Origin of the sequence: Salipaludibacillus neizhouensis, assembly GCF_002886185.1 — a bacterium.
GTDB classification, from domain to species: domain Bacteria; phylum Bacillota; class Bacilli; order Bacillales; family Salisediminibacteriaceae; genus Salipaludibacillus; species Salipaludibacillus neizhouensis.
The window spans coordinates 794,981-809,998 of the sequence record NZ_KZ614147.1; the positions used below are offsets into that span (position 1 = coordinate 794,981).

At 34.9% G+C, this 15,018-nt stretch carries 13 protein-coding genes; 12 read left to right on the top strand and 1 reads right to left on the bottom strand.

Annotation, left to right across the window (positions count from 1 at the left end):
- Positions 1-91: 91 nt before the first annotated feature.
- Positions 92-1,102, bottom strand: a complete 1,011-nt coding sequence (locus CEF18_RS20640; protein WP_310793567.1) for an LCP family glycopolymer transferase — start codon at positions 1,100-1,102, stop codon at positions 92-94.
- 165 nt (positions 1,103-1,267) lie between these two features.
- Here CEF18_RS20640 and CEF18_RS20645 point away from each other — a divergent pair, with 165 nt between their 5' ends.
- The 12 genes from CEF18_RS20645 to CEF18_RS20700 all read left to right on the top strand — a co-directional run bounded on the left by CEF18_RS20645 (position 1,268) and on the right by CEF18_RS20700 (position 14,994).
- Positions 1,268-2,017, top strand: coding sequence for a YveK family protein (locus CEF18_RS20645; RefSeq protein ID WP_110938384.1), 750 nt, complete (start codon positions 1,268-1,270; stop codon positions 2,015-2,017).
- The gene (locus CEF18_RS20650; protein WP_110938385.1) at positions 2,007-2,711 is read left to right on the top strand and encodes a CpsD/CapB family tyrosine-protein kinase; all 705 of its coding nucleotides are present in this window, start codon (positions 2,007-2,009) and stop codon (positions 2,709-2,711) included. Before CEF18_RS20645 ends, CEF18_RS20650 begins: the two co-directional genes overlap by 11 nt.
- Positions 2,712-3,148: 437 nt before the next feature.
- On the top strand, positions 3,149-3,913 hold the full coding sequence (locus CEF18_RS20655) for a tyrosine-protein phosphatase (RefSeq protein WP_110938386.1): 765 nt from the start codon (positions 3,149-3,151) through the stop codon (positions 3,911-3,913).
- Between the two features lie 845 nt (positions 3,914-4,758).
- Entirely contained in the window at positions 4,759-6,576 is a 1,818-nt protein-coding gene (locus tag CEF18_RS20660; protein WP_110938387.1) for a nucleoside-diphosphate sugar epimerase/dehydratase, read from the top strand.
- 463 nt (positions 6,577-7,039) lie between these two features.
- Positions 7,040-7,696: a sugar transferase gene (locus CEF18_RS20665; protein ID WP_110938388.1), complete on the top strand. Its 657-nt coding sequence runs from the start codon at positions 7,040-7,042 to the stop codon at positions 7,694-7,696.
- Entirely contained in the window at positions 7,671-8,552 is an 882-nt protein-coding gene (locus CEF18_RS20670) for an NAD-dependent epimerase/dehydratase family protein (protein WP_110938389.1), read from the top strand. Before CEF18_RS20665 ends, CEF18_RS20670 begins: the two co-directional genes overlap by 26 nt.
- Positions 8,536-9,363, top strand: coding sequence for a glycosyltransferase (locus tag CEF18_RS20675; protein ID WP_183040960.1), 828 nt, complete (start codon positions 8,536-8,538; stop codon positions 9,361-9,363). Before CEF18_RS20670 ends, CEF18_RS20675 begins: the two co-directional genes overlap by 17 nt.
- Positions 9,364-9,557: 194 nt before the next feature.
- Complete coding sequence (gene neuB, locus CEF18_RS20680) at positions 9,558-10,598, top strand: N-acetylneuraminate synthase (protein ID WP_110938391.1); 1,041 nt, start codon at positions 9,558-9,560, stop codon at positions 10,596-10,598.
- Between the two features lie 15 nt (positions 10,599-10,613).
- Positions 10,614-11,777, top strand: a complete 1,164-nt coding sequence (gene neuC, locus CEF18_RS20685) for a UDP-N-acetylglucosamine 2-epimerase (RefSeq protein ID WP_110938392.1) — start codon at positions 10,614-10,616, stop codon at positions 11,775-11,777.
- Positions 11,778-11,795: 18 nt separating this feature from the next.
- Entirely contained in the window at positions 11,796-12,494 is a 699-nt protein-coding gene (locus CEF18_RS20690; protein WP_110938393.1) for an acylneuraminate cytidylyltransferase family protein, read from the top strand.
- 18 nt (positions 12,495-12,512) lie between these two features.
- On the top strand, positions 12,513-13,691 hold the full coding sequence (locus tag CEF18_RS20695; protein ID WP_110938394.1) for a polysaccharide pyruvyl transferase family protein: 1,179 nt from the start codon (positions 12,513-12,515) through the stop codon (positions 13,689-13,691).
- Positions 13,681-14,994, top strand: coding sequence for a surface carbohydrate biosynthesis protein (locus tag CEF18_RS20700; RefSeq protein WP_110938395.1), 1,314 nt, complete (start codon positions 13,681-13,683; stop codon positions 14,992-14,994). The genes CEF18_RS20695 and CEF18_RS20700 overlap by 11 nt, the downstream gene beginning before the upstream one ends.
- Positions 14,995-15,018 lie beyond the last annotated feature (24 nt).

The following is a 15,018-nucleotide window of genomic DNA, read 5'->3' on the forward strand; positions in this document are numbered from 1 at the left end:
GTATCAAGGGAAACCCACCCTTGATACTTAAGTGATGGTGGCTATAAAGATCACGCTGTATTTAAGAAAAGACGCTACGCGTTTTTCTTAGTTAGTTAGAAGCCACTTCCGATTCATCCAGCTGCAAATGAGCTCGGAGCTCGCTGGAGATGCGTTGTCGTTCTTCTTCAGGGACCATCAAATACCAAATGCTATCAATTGTTTCCCCTGTTCCGGAGATTTCCAGTGTTTCTGACTGGTGACGGGCATCCTTGTAGTTGCTTTGAATATCGACCATTTCATCGAAGGTCAGGTTTGTTTTCATGTTTGTTCCAATCGCATTTAAAATCGATTCGGCTTTTGTTACGGAGCTGAAAGAAGCCCCTTCTTTGATGATTCCCTCAATGACTTGGCGCTGTCTGTCATTTCTGCCTAAGTCACCTCGCGTATCTTGTTTACGCATTCGTGAGAAAGCCAGAGCTTCGTCACCATTTAAATATAACTCGCCTTCCTCAAATGTATATCCGCTTTGATCGAAGGCAGAGTCGTTATACACCGTGACATTCCCTAGTGAATCGACAATATCTTTAAAGCCGGTCATGTTGACGGTTAAGAAATAATCGATCGGAATATCAAGATAGTTCTCTACGGTATTAATCGCCATTTCTTCGCCGCCGAATGCAAAGGCGTGATTGATCTTATCCTGTACACCGCGTCCGATAATCTCCGTCCGTGTGTCACGAGGAATGCTTACCATACGCATCGAATCTTCATTCGGATTCACGGTAAGGACGATCATTGTATCCGTTCGGCCTTTCGAAGATTCCTCCGCGTCAACCCCCATTAATAAAAACGATAATGGCTCTTGTCCCTCGTCAACATCCACTTCTACCTCACGTTTATCAGATTTGTCTCGTTCAATTGGAGAATGCATATCCGAATCTATGGTACTTTGTACCGATTTATATAAATAAAAGCCATAACCACCGACTGCCAAAACAAAAACGAGCATCACTGATCCAATAATAATAAGTGCTTTTTTCATATGTTTGTCCCCTCTACTATATTCTTCTAAAACATAGTATAGTTTTAAAGTGAATACTCTGCAATACAAACTTGCCAAATTTTGATATAATTCCCGAAATCTATTTACTTTAAACCTATTTTCAGATAGCATGATAGAGAATAAAAAAATGGTCGGAATATGAGACAATTAGCAAGAATAAACAAAACTAAGAATGGATCGTTGTAACCTATTATTCATTATCATACTTTTCAGGAGGACACCATGGAAGAAACAATTAGTTTGAAAGAGATTATGGGTACGTTAAAGAAGTATTTGAAACTTATTGCAATTATCACAGTTAGTGCAGTTGCTTTGAGCGCTATTGTTTCCTATTTTCTCTTAACGCCAACGTTTCAATCGTCAACCCAAATACTTGTAAACCAGTCTCAAGAAGAAGGACAAAGCTATTATTCTTCGGGAGAACTGAGAACAAACTTAGATTTAATAAATACATATAATGTAATCATTAAATCTCCTAGAATACTAGAACCTACATTAGAAGAACTAGGAATAGATAAATCGGTTGAAGAACTTAATAACCAAATCACGGTGGGCAGTGAAGGAGAATCACAGGTCGTTAATATTACCGTCACCGATGAAAGTCCGGCACTGGCAGTAGATATTGCCAATACGATTGCGCTTGTGTTCCAACGTGATATTGTGGAGATTATGGCGGTAGATAATGTGTCGATTTTATCACCAGCTGAATTAGGGGAGAATCCGTCACCTGTGAATCCAAATCCTACATTAAATATCGCGATTGCTTTTGTTGTTGGTTTAATGGCAGCTGTTGGATTAGCTTTCTTACTTGAATTTTTGGATAACACGATCCGAACAGAAGATGATGTAGCTCAAGTTTTAGGTGTGCCCGTGTTAGCTTCTATTTCAACGATTGATGCTTCCAAAGTAGAAATGAAGGAAATGACGCACTCACGACGAGCGAGAACAGGAAGTGAACATTATGGCGCGTAAAAAACAAAACAAAGAGTTATCAGATAAGCAACGTAGTCTCGTCACAGAATATGATAAAAAGTCACCGATATCCGAGCAATTTCGGACATTAAGAACGAACATTCAGTTTGCATCCGTTGACCGTCAGCTGAAAACGATGATGATTACGTCTTCTTCACCAGGAGAAGGGAAGTCCACAACGATTGCTAATTTAGGGGTTGTCTTGGCTCAACAGCATAATAAAGTGTTGCTTGTTGATAGTGACCTGCGAAAGCCAACCGTGCACTTTACGTTTGCCTTACCTAACCAAGTAGGTTTAACGAATGTCGTTACTCAGCAAGCAACCTTCGAGGATGTTGTTGTGGCTACGTCAATTCCAAGATTGGATGTGTTACCATCTGGACCGGTTCCTCCGAATCCGAGTGAGTTATTAGGTTCGCGGGCGATGAAGGAATTTGTCACTCAAGTAGCTAAAAACTATGACTATATTTTGTTTGATGCACCGCCGGTTAATGCTGTGACAGATCCACAGGTGCTTTCTCGTTTAGTAGATGGGACAATTCTTGTCATTCGCAGTGGACAAACGGAAGAAGAACTTGCGAAAAAAGCAGTAGAATCACTTAAAAAAGTAGATGCCAATTTACTTGGTGTGGTGTTGAACGACAGAGAAATGGAAAACTCGCAGTATTATTATTATTATGGAGAGAAAGGGTAGGTAGGGACTTATCTGACTTCCGTTAGAAAGTTAATCCTTTTCTATCTCTTTACTAGTCGCATAAACGCGCACTTAGTTGGTGCTATGTGATTATTCTTCGCAGAAAAACATTGGTTCTGCGATTACTCGCCGTGGAAAAAATTGCTCCTGGTGAAGTGCGATTACTTACTGAATGAAGAAGACAGCTACCTTCGGCCGCGCGTATCAAGGAAGTGCACCTTGATACTTAAAGGATGGCGGCAGAAGCTGACGCTGTAGTTAATAAAAATCGCTCTGTTTTTTTCTTACAAGATACACCAGAATTTATAAGTTGACAGCTATCTTTACGCCACGCGTGTCAAGGGAAACCCGCCCTTGACACTTAAATGATGGTGGCGAAAGATAACGCTGCATGTAACAAAAGGCGCTTTGCGCTTTTCTTAAGGAGGTTTTATTAGATGATTGATTTACATTGCCATATCTTACCTGGTTTGGATGATGGGGCACAAGCGGAGAGTGATCTTCTTGACATGGCGAAGGCTGCTATGAGTGATGGAATCACGACGATTGTTGCTACACCACACCATAAAAATGGGAGCTATGAAAATACGAAACATACAATCTTAGCAGCTGTAGAAAGCGCGAATCAAGTCCTTCAGACTAATGCTCTTGATCTTAAGATTCTTCCTGGTCAGGAATGTCGAGTGTATGGGGAACTGATTGAAGATCTTGAGAATGGCAAGGTACTGAGTATGAATGATTCAAAGTACCTTTTTGTTGAATTTCCCTCATCAGAAGTTCCTAGATTTAGTAAAAAGCTTTTTTACGATATACAAATGGCGGGGAAGATTCCGGTAATTGTCCATCCTGAAAGAAACCAAGTATTTATGAAGAAACCAGAGATGCTCTATGAGTTCGTGAAAAACGGTGCTTTGACGCAAGTAACCGCTGCTAGTGTTGCTGGGAAATTTGGGAAGAAGATTGCTAGTTTCTCGTTAGAACTTATTGAAGCAAATCTGACGCACTTCATTGCCTCCGACGCTCATAATGTAAAAAGTCGTGCCTTCCATCTGACAGATGCTTATAACAGGGTGAGAGAGGAAATTGGAGAAGATAGGGTCTACTTCTTCCAAGAAAACGCGGCTTATTTAATAGACGGTGACCATGTGATGGTGGAGCAGCCAAAGCATATGAAAAAGAAAAAGGTATTAGGTTTGTTTTAAATATTGCCTTTTAACATTTTATTGTGACTATTGCTTAAGACGTTCCTTTTTTAATGTAAATAAAGTGTAAAAATATCATGAACAATGTAGTATGTACCCACATATCGAATTGAAATTATGGTATTATTAGATATGTTCTTCCAAGTTGATATGATAATGGAAGTATGAGAGTTGAAATAATTTAATATTTTCACAGAGTTATGAAAAAAATCAAACGAAGTAATAGACCTAGCAGACACTGCGACAATATACATACCTCTTGCGTGACTACTTTAATACGAGGAACCATAGCAAGGAAGAGATGAAATACTTATACTCTGTTTCTAGAGAAAAGTATTTTTTGTTTGGATAAATATTCCGAGTATTCAGATCGGAATTAGTCGAAGTATGTCGAATATTGTATAAAATGTTTTATAATTAGTATTTTTAAAAAGATAAGAATGTATAAGTTGACAGCTATCTTTCGCCACGCGTTTTTCTTATGGGTCATTTCTTCAATACCCTTATCAAACGGAGGAACTCGGCTTTGCTGTGGGTGTGCATTCTCTATTGAGATCACCTTAGGCGCAATTTTGTTGCCACTGGTGAAGAGTGAGGTTTAGGTTAGATGCTTTTTTACATATGACATTTACTTATATGGTAGTGAAAGTTTCAAGAGAAATACTAAGAAATCGATCGGTAGCAACCGGAGGATTTCTTAGTATTTCTGAAGTTTATAGAGATGGACAGCTAGCTTTGCGCCGCAAGTATAGGATAAATCGCCTTGATACTTAAAAGATGGCGGCGAAAGCTTACGCTGAATTTTAAAAAGACCACTAGGTGGTCTTTATTTAGGAGGAACTGGAATGGAGTTTCGAACGAGATTAATGACTTTGATGTCTATTGATTCGTTAATTGTGTTTTTCTCGATTTATATGAGTTACTTTTTATTAAGTGCTTCGCCAATGATCCCGATGGCGATCATTGTAAGTTCTGTTGCATTGTTTGTGTTTCATCATCTTTTTGCTTATTATTTCAGGCTTTATCAACGCGTTTGGTCTTATGCGAGTATTCAGGAACTATCAGCAATTTTTAAAGCAGTAACATTAACGATCATAGTAGTTGGGTTAATATTAATGGTCTCTTTTCAAGGGTTTTTCGTAAGAACATTAGCCATTACTTGGATGCTTCATATTTTGCTCATAGGTGCATCACGGTTTTCATGGCGGATTTATCGTGATAAAAAGCTTATTAATAGAGACAAACAGAAACGTACACTTATTATTGGTGCAGGCAATGGCGGGATGCTAGTGGTTCGCCAATTAGTCAATAGTGAAACGTCAGAGTTGAATCCAATTGCATTTGTGGATGATTCGCCGACAAAGCAGCACCTGGAGATTATGGGGATACCAGTACAAGGTACTACGAAAGATATTCATCGAATCGTCGAGGAAGCAGGCGTGGAACATATTGTCATAGCGATTCCTTCGCTTTCAAAAGATGCGATGAACAGAATTTTTAAAGAATGTTCTAAAACAGAGGCTCGAACACAAATTATGCCATCGGTAGAAGATATCATGTCAGGCAGAGTAGAAGTTAGTCAGATTCGAGATGTACAAGTAGAAGATTTACTTGGTCGTGAGCCGGTAGAGCTAGATACAGTTAAAATTGCCGGAAAATTAACGGGTAAGACAATTCTTGTTACAGGGGCAGGCGGCTCGATCGGATCTGAAGTTTGTCGACAAGTCTGTGCGTTCCAACCTGGAAAAATGATCTTATTAGGACATGGAGAAAATAGTATTTACAGTATTGAATTGGAACTGAGAAAGTCATTTCCTGAAATAGAAGTAATTACGGAAATTGCCGATGTACAGGATAAAGAACGCATGATTGATGTGATGAAGAAACATGAGCCACATGTTATATATCATGCAGCAGCGCATAAACATGTACCTTTGATGGAACGGAATCCGCACGAAGCAATCAAAAACAATGTGGTTGGCACGAAAAATGTTGCTGAAGCTGCAGATTTATCAGGTGTTGGTTCGTTCGTGATGGTATCGACAGACAAAGCGGTTAATCCTACTAGTGTGATGGGTGCGTCGAAACGAATTACGGAAATGATCGTGCAATATATGGATACAATAAGTGAAACAAAATTTGTAGCCGTTCGGTTTGGGAATGTACTTGGTAGTCGGGGAAGCGTTATCCCACTGTTTAAGAAACAGATTGAATATGGCGGACCAGTTACAGTGACACATCCAGAGATGGAGCGTTATTTTATGACCATACCGGAAGCATCGAGGCTTGTGCTCCAAGCGGGTGCGATTGCTGAAGGTGGAGAAACGTTTGTGCTTGATATGGGACAATCAGTTAAGATTGTTGACCTAGCGAAAAATCTGATTCGTCTTTCTGGTTTTTCGGAAGATGAGATAACTATTGAGTATTCTGGGATGAGACCGGGGGAAAAGTTGTTTGAAGAGTTGCTGGGGAAAAATGAAGTTCATGAGGAGCAGATTTATCCGCAGATTTATAGAGGGAAGACACCGCCAGTTAATATACAGGTTGTGTTTGAATTGGTAGGAGAGTTTGATTCTATGACAGCGGAAAAACTGAGAGAGAGGGTATTGGATATTGCGCATTTTAGGGTGGATCGATTGAGACATTTGAGTGTGGTGAAATAACAAAAACACACCATTAAAGCGGAAAATGTGAAAAGTACTTAAGTAATGAGTTGAGACTGATTATAAGATCAGTGCTTTGTACAGAGAGGTAAATGTTCCGTTTATGGATTAGAAAGAAGTATGGAAGGGAACATTTGCACTTATATTATTATTGTAGTTAAAGACCCCTTATTATTGAATATGGGGTGGGAACTGACTATCAACTAAAGAGTGCTGGAAGCCTTGAGGGATAAGGGTTTATTTCGTTTTTAGTGAGAATTAAGATTGATTGAATGGTATATATAATAGGAAGAAACTCGGTTAAAGGTGATTTGAATTTCGTATTTGCTTGTTCGATTGAATAGATATTATGAGGTGGGTATGTTAGGTAGATGTAATTTAGTGAGTTAGTAGTTGGTTGGAAGAAAAATTATAATTCCAATTAAGTCCTAATCAACTATAGAACTGAAGGAGTGTAACTGTAATGTATATGAAGATTAAAAGATTGATAGATATCATTCTTTCTTTAATTGGACTTATTGTTTTATCCCCGATATTTTTGACTATTATCATCGCTATCAAATTGGAATCAAAAGGACCGGTGTTGTTCAAACAAAAACGTATTGGACTTAATAAGACTCATTTTAATATTTTAAAGTTTCGCACAATGAGAATTGATACGCCGAAGGATACTCCAACTCATCTATTAGAAAACCCGGAGCAATACATTACCAAAATAGGTAAGTTACTTAGAAAAACGTCTTTTGATGAGCTTCCACAGATTTGGAATATCTTTGTTGGCCAAATGAGCATTATCGGTCCTAGACCAGCTTTATGGAATCAGTATGATCTTGTTGCTGAGCGTGATAAGTATGGTGCTAATGATGTACCGACTGGACTAACTGGCTGGGCACAAATTAATGGTAGAGATGAGCTTCCTATTGAGCTTAAGTCCAAGTTGGATGGGGAGTATGTTGAAAGGATTAGTTTCTGGATGGATGTAAAGTGCTTCTTTGGGACCATCGTTAGTGTTGTCAAAAGTGACGGTGTTATTGAAGGTGGGACTAGAACTACAGCAAAGAAAGAGATAGCGAGTAGTAAGGAGAGTATTCCAAATGAAAAAAATACTGATAACAGGTAAAAGTAGCTATGTGGGTACGAGCTTGAAGAAATGGCTTGGAAACTATCCTGATAGATATTCAATAGATTCTATTAGTTTAAGAAACGATTCGTGGAAGGAAAAAGACTTCTCAGATTATGATGTTGTACTTCATGTAGCCGGCATAGCGCATGTCTCAACGGACCCTAAAATGGAAGATATGTATTATAAAGTGAATCGTGATCTTACAATAGAAACTGCTAAAAAAGCTGAAGCTGAAGGTGTTAAGCAGTTTATTTTTATGAGCAGCATTATTGTTTATGGTGATAGTAGTAGAGATAAAAGAGTTATTGATGAAAATACAGTGCCTACACCGAGTAACTTTTATGGAAATAGTAAGCTACAGGCCGAAGAAAGTATCAAACCTTTGGAAAGTGATAATTTCAAAATTGTTATTATTAGGCCGCCGATGATTTATGGGAAAGGTTCTAAAGGAAATTATCCTAAGCTTGCAAAAGCTGCCCGAAAACTTCCTTTCTTTCCAGATATAGATAATCAGAGAAGTATGCTTCATGTAGATAACCTTTGTGAGTTTATTAAAATTATGATTGATAATGAAGAAAGTGGATTGTTCTTTCCACAAAACGGAGAGTATGTCAAGACAAGTGAAATGGTAAAATTGATAGCTGAACTTTATGGGAAGAAGATTAAACTTACGAAGGTTTTCAATCCAATTTTAAAGGTTCTGGGGATGAAAATGGGATTGATAAATAAGGTGTTTGGTAATTTAGTTTATGAAAAAAGCATGAGTAATTATAAAAGTAATTACCAAGTTAAAAGTTTGAGAGACTCGATTATAGTATCTGAGGGTGATGAGTACGATGGAAATGAAATATAGTGTTCTAATGTCGGTTTACCATAAAGAAAATCCTGAATATTTCAGGGAAAGTGTAGAAAGTATGTTGAATCAGTCAGTAACTCCAGATGAAATAGTAATTGTAAAGGATGGACCATTAAATGATACTCTTGAAAAGGTTGTTGAGTATCTTGATTCCTTTGAAAATGTAAAATTTATATCATTAGAAAAAAATCTAGGGCTTGGAAAGGCATTAGAAATAGGAATTGAAAATTGTAAGAATGAATACATTGCTCGAATGGATACTGACGATATTTCAATAAAAAATAGATGTGAAAAACAGCTTGATTACTTTCAACGTTTTCCTGACTTGAGTTTAGTTGGAACATCTATTTCTGAATTTATTGGGGACTCCAATAATATTGTGAGTTATCGTAGAGTACCTACAGAAGACCAAGATATAAAAAAATATATGCGAACAAGAAGTCCGTTTAACCATCCAAGTGTAATGTTTAAAAAAAGTGATGTAATTAATGCTGGTAGTTATAAACACTGGTACTTGAATGAAGATTATTATTTATGGGTTAGAATGCTACTAAGTAAATGTAAGTTTGCAAATATTAATGAACCTTTATTAAAAATGCGGATTAATGAGGATACTTTTTTTAGACGTGGTGGTTGGGCTTACTTTATGACCCAAAAAAAGTTATTTGATTATATGTTTGAAAGAAAGGTTATTAATATAGGTGAGTATTTATATAACAACATAGTGAGATTTATAGCTAGATTGTTGGTACCAAATAACTTAAGAGCCTATATATACAGAAGGGTACTTAGAAAGCAAAGTATCTGAGGTGAACTATTCCTATAATAGGTCATCCATAGAACCTATGTTTAAAATTTAATATAGTGAATAAAAATTGGTATCACCTTGTATTTTAAATATTCTAAGTTACTAGAATTAATTATTTGAATTAGTTAATAAATTGGCTTCTAATAAAAATATTAAAATGAAACTTTAAACTTTATATAGGACGGTGCTAAAAAATGAAACATTTTATTCAGATTAGTGAGAGAAAAATCGGTGAGGGTTTTCCACCTTTAGTTATTGCAGAGATGGGTATTAATCATGAGGGAAGTCTAACAACTGCTTTTGAAATGGTAGTTGCAGCCTTTGAAGCTGGGGCAGAAGTTATTAAACACCAGACACATGTTGTGGAAGATGAGATGAGTAAGGAAGCGATGAAAGTAATACCGGGAAATACAGATGTTTCTATTTATGATGTAATGGCTCGGTGTGCTTTGTCTGAAGAGGATGAAATTAAGCTTAAAGATTACGTTGAATCAAAGGGAATGATATTTTTAAGTACTCCTTTTTCAAGAGCTGCGGCTGATAGACTTGAAAGAATGGGGGTAAAAGCATATAAGATTGGATCAGGAGAGATGAATAATTACCCGCTTCTTGATCATATAGCTTCTTTTGGAAAACCTATGATTGTTTCTACAGGTATGAACAGTATAGATAGTGTAAGAAAAGCAGTGGAAATATTAGAAAATAGAGGTGTTCAGTATGGATTACTTCATACTACTAACCTTTATCCAACTCCGCCAGAACTCGTTAGGTTAGGGGCAATGCAAGAGCTACAGAGAGAGTTTCCAAATGCCATTATTGGATTATCTGATCATACAATTAATAATAACGCGTGTTTAGCTGCAGTTGCTTTAGGTGCGTCAATTTTAGAAAGACACTTTACTGATAGAAAGGATCGACAGGGACCAGATATTATTAATTCTATGACTCCATCTGAGTTGTCTGATCTTGTTGAAGGAGCAAAAGAAGTTGCTAAAATGCGCGGAGGGAAAAAAGAAGCGGCAAAAGAAGAACAGGTAACAATAGATTTTGCATTTGCTACTGTTGTTACTATTAATCCGATAAAAAGGGGAGAAGTTTTTTCAAAAGACAATATATGGGTTAAACGGCCAGGAACTGGCGAAATTAAAGCGGAGGATTATAATGATTTGATAGGTAGAAAATCAACAAGAGATATACCTATAGATGAACATGTAAAATGGGATGATGTAAATTAAAGGTGGGTAATTATTATGAAGAGAAAAATTTTATTTTTAACTGGAACTAGAGCTGATTATGGAAAAATAAAATCATTAATGAAAAAAGTAGATAACCACCCAATGTTTGACCTACATGTTTTTGTCACCGGAATGCATATGTTATCTAAGTATGGGTCCACATATAGCGAGATTGAAAAAGACGGATTTATTAATGTTCATAAATATATAAATCAATCTAGTAATTCCAGTATGGATATAGCATTTAGTAATACTATTTTAGGACTAAGTAATTTCGTCGCTGAATTAAAGCCAGATCTAATTGTCATACATGGTGATAGATTAGAAGCTTTGGCTGGTGCTATAGTTGGAGCTTTTAACAATATCAAGGTTGCACATATAGAAGGTGGAGAGATTTCAGGTACAATTGACGAATCTATTAGACACGCAGTTACTAAGTTTGCTCATATTCATTTTGTTGCTAATATGGATGCAAAGAAAAGAGTGCTACAATTAGGAGAAAAACAAGAATCTATATATGAAATTGGGTCACCTGATATCGATATAATGTATTCAAATCGGTTACCAAATATTTATGAAGCTAAACAAAGATACGATATAGTATATGATGATTATTCTATAGTAATGTACCATCCTGTTACAACTGAAGTAGATAACTTAAATAGAAATATAAAAAATTTAGTAAGTGCACTAATAAAATCGAATAAAAAATATATTGTAATTTATCCAAATAATGATGAAGGTACAGATGTTATATTAGACGAATATAAAAAACTTCACGACAATCCGAACTTTAAGATTTATCCTTCTATTAGATTTGAATATTTTTTAACCTTGTTAAGAAATAGCAAATTTATTATTGGTAATTCAAGCGTAGGTATAAGGGAAGCAGGAGTGTATGGAGTCCCTACTATAGATATCGGAAACAGACAGCAAGGTAGATATAATATTATTGAGGAAAGTAATATCATTCATGTAGATGAAGATATGCAAGAGATTGAGAACGCAATTCATCATGCTTGTACTTTACAAGTATTACCTAAATCAGTATTTGGGGATGGTAGCAGCGATGAAAAGTTCATTAAGGTATTAGAAAATAAAAAGATTTGGGAAAAAAATTATCAAAAAAGATTTATAGATATAAATTTAGTTTCGACAGTTTCTAACACAGTGATATAGTAAAAGGATGATTTTATAATGTATGAGGATAAAACTTTCTTGGCTGTTATACCTGCTCGGGGTGGAAGTAAGGGGATTCCAGGGAAAAATATTTATGAAGTTAATGGTAGACCCTTAATTGATTATACAATTAAAGAAGCTCTAGGATCTAAGTATTTAGATAAAGTAATTGTAAGTACAGATTGTGAAAAAATTGCAAATATCTCTCGAGAATATGGGGCGGAAGTTCCTTTTTTGAGACCTAAAGAATTAGCTCAAGATAAGAGTCGGACAATTGATGGTATAATTGATCTCTTAAATAGAATAAAGGAACAATATGATTACTTAGTTCTATTACAGCCCACACAACCTCTTAGAAGGTCTGTTCACATTGATGAAGCAATAGAGCTAATTACTGATAAGGAAGTACAATCATTAGTAAGTGTTAATGAAGTTAAAGATAACCCTATTCTTATGCGAACATTAAATGAAGATAATCAATTAAAAAGTATAATAAATATTAATAGTACTGTTAGAAGACAAGACTTCCCTCAATATTATAAGGTGAATGGCTCTATTTATATTAATAGGATAGATGAAAAATTAAATTTAAATACAAGTTTTAATGATAATGTATTGGCTTATAATATGGATAAAAAATATGATTTAGATATTGATGAAATATTTGACTTAGAAGTTTTTAAGTTAAAGCTTAGATTATTTAAAGATAAGAAATAATTTTAAAAGGGTGAGGGTATGACAAGTTTAAGAGCTCTGCATGTAGCAAGTTTTAATGGGAATATAGGGGATAATGCTAATCATAACGGATTTAGAAGGAAATTAATGAATTCCTTAGAATGTGATATAGAATTTGAAGAAGTAGAAATGAGAGAATTTTATCAGTCTTGGAATATTAGAGATTTTAATAGTGATGAATTTATAAATCTGTGCAATAGCTTCGATTTAGTAATTATCGGTGGGGGTAATTTTTTCGAATTAAAATGGGATTACTCCTATACAGGAACTACAATAAATATAAGTAATGAATCTTTGGATAAAATAAATACCCCAATTCTATTTCACGCCCTTGGGTGTGATATTGCTAAAGGTGCTAGTCAAAGCACAATTAGTAAGTTTGACAAATTTCTTGAAAAGGTAACTAATTCTGAAAAATACTTTGTTAGTTTAAGAAATGATGGTTCTTATAATACTGTTACTAAGCTATATGGGGATAAATATAATGAAAAAGTTTACAGAGCTCCTGATGGTGCATTTTTTCTTGAATCAAAAAAGTTTAATTTCCCTGAGTTAAATAGTAATTTAAAGTCTGTTGGTATTAACATTGTATCAGATATGACAGATATCAGATTTAATACTCAAACAACGGAAGACATTAATTACGAGGAGTTCTTAGATGGCTTCGCTAATGTAGTTAACGATTTCTTAGAAAATCATTCGCATTATCAAATTATCTTATTCCCACATATTTTTAGTGATCTTAATGCAATTTATAAATTGATGGAAAGAATAAATGATAAATTCCGTAGGACCAGAATTGTAACAGCACCTTGTTTAACGGGAAAAGGCTCTGAGGAGTATATTTTTGGTTTATATAAAGAATGTGAATTTATCTTAGGGATGAGATTCCATAGTAATGTTTGTTCAATTGCACAAGGTATACCGACAATTGGCCTTAGTAGTTATAAGAAAATACATGACTTGTATTCTGAACTAGATATTTTAGATAGATTGGTTTATGTAAATAAAAAGGGGTTTGAGAATAAACTCTATACTGAAATTGAATATCTGATAAATAACCTAGAATTAGTAAAAGATAGGTACAAAAAGGTTAATGAAGTTATAGAAACAGAGGGTAATCAGTTCTATAACAAAATAAAGAAATGGTTTCATGGTGTGACTTCAAATGAAAGTTGATGTACTGATACTAATAGAGTTTGTAAATAGAGAATTAGAAGTAGCAGTTGCTATTAAACACTCTTTAAAAACCAAAGGTATAAAGGTTAAAATAATATCAACGCTCTACGATTATTCAAAAGCTATGCTTTTTTATTCGCCAAAAATATTAATCGTGCCGTATTTATATGATGATAATAACCTAAAAAAGTTTTCTATGGTAAAGAAAAGCAACACAGAAGAATTAATAATAATTAATATGCATCAAGAACAAATGGTTACTAAGTCAAATGTTGAATTTGTTTTGCCAAAAGGATTGGCTAAAAATGTCCTTCATATATCTTGGGGGGATACATTTACCCAACATTTAATAGAAAATAGTGTTGATAATAATCTCATTTATCAAACTGGCTCACCTAGAATAGACTTTTATAGGGAAGGGATGACCCACTTTTCTATTAATAAGGAGAAGTTATCTAGTGAATTCAAACTAAACAGTGAAAAAAAGTGGATTTTGTTTGCAGGCAACTTCCCACATGAAAATTTTACTGAAGATGTTATTACTACACTTGAGAAAAAAGGAAATAAAGGTATACGAAAAAGAATAGAAAATGCCCTAGAGACTCGAGGGATCCTTATCTCTTGGTTTGAAAAGTTAGTTGAAAATAACCCTGATATTGAATTTATATATAGGCCACACCCTTCTGAAAATCTTACTGAAGAGTTGCTAAAAATAACTAAGTACTACCGGAACTTTCACGTAATCAAGAAATATGTATTGAGGGATTGGGTTATCAATTGTGATGTAATTAATGTTTGGACAAGCACTTCTGTAGTTGAAGGTTATTTTGCTAATAAAAAAGTAAATGTTGTAAGGCCTATAGAAATACCTTCAGATTTTGAAATGGAATTGTTTAGGGGTGTTAACTATATCAATACTTACAAAGAATTTGAAAAACACAATATTCAGGGTAGCTTATCAAATGATCTAGGACTAGTAGAAAAAATCAACGATCATTATAGCAAAGTAACTAATTTTTCATTTGAAGCTATATCAGATTTAGTAATTGAGGGATTAAAAAATAACATTAAATATGATTATAAGATTAACCAATTTTATGCATCTTTTGTAGATAGATTTAGGTTATTAATACGCTTTTTTGTAGAAAGAATAATAAAGTTGGTATCTGGTCAAAGTGTTATAAAGCTCAGTAAGTTATTTAATCCAAATTCAAGGTATAGAAGATATTTTAACATACTTGAAAATGGTGATGATAAAGTAACAAAGGGACGCATAAGTGATATCGAAAACAAATTCAAGTAACAAAGTCTATTTATTTAAATTATA